We start from the raw sequence: 907 nt of genomic DNA on the forward strand, positions 1-907 counted from the left end.
TCGATCAACAGACGTTTGATGGTTTTTGTTATCGCGTCGACATGCGGTTGCGTCCATTTGGAGAAAGCGGCCCGTTGGTAATGAGCTATGCTGCGTTGGAAGATTACTACCAAGAGCAAGGACGAGACTGGGAACGTTACGCGATGATCAAAGCGCGCGTGATGGGATGCGAAATGTATCCGCAATATCAAGAGCTACGCAAAATGTTGCGTCCGTTTGTGTTCCGTCGTTACATCGACTTTAGTGCGATTCAGTCGTTGCGCCGCATGAAATCAATGATCAGCAGTGAAGTGCGACGTCGCGGTTTAACCAACAACATCAAGCTGGGTGCTGGTGGTATTCGAGAAATTGAGTTTATCGCGCAAGTTTTCCAACTGATTCGTGGCGGGCGAGAGCCATCTTTGCGCAATCGTGGCTTGCTCGAAACCTTAAATGGTATTGAAGAGCTTGCATTGTTAACCCCGCAAGAAGTCAGCAATCTGGAAGCAGCATATAAATATTTACGCCAGCTAGAAAATCTACTGCAAGCAATGGCAGACAAGCAGACTCAAACGCTGCCCGATTGCGACATTGAGCGTTTAAAACTGGCAACTGCGATGCAGCTAGAGTCGTGGGAGCTGCTCATCGAACAAACTCAGCAGCACATGAATAAAGTGCATCAAGTATTTGAAACCTTGATTGGTGACGATGAAGAAGATGAGGGCAGCACGATTGCTCGTCATTTCCATGAATTATGGGATATGGCCAATAAACAAGATGTGCTAGAGCTGATTTTAGAGCAGGACATTCAAGTTGAAGAGCCCGCCATATTCTCTAAAGCTATCATCAACTTTAAAGCCGACTTGGCCAAGAAAACGCTCGGCCCCCGTGGGCGAGAAGTCTTAAACCGCTTGATCCCAAAAGTGTT

1 pseudogene is annotated in these 907 nt (G+C 47.2%); it reads left to right on the forward strand.

Features of this window, described 5'->3' with window-relative positions:
• Positions 1-907, forward strand: a pseudogene (locus R8O11_RS25990) (bifunctional glutamine synthetase adenylyltransferase/deadenyltransferase); the annotation flags it as partial.

The sequence above is a fragment of the Vibrio sp. 1288 genome (assembly GCF_033344475.1).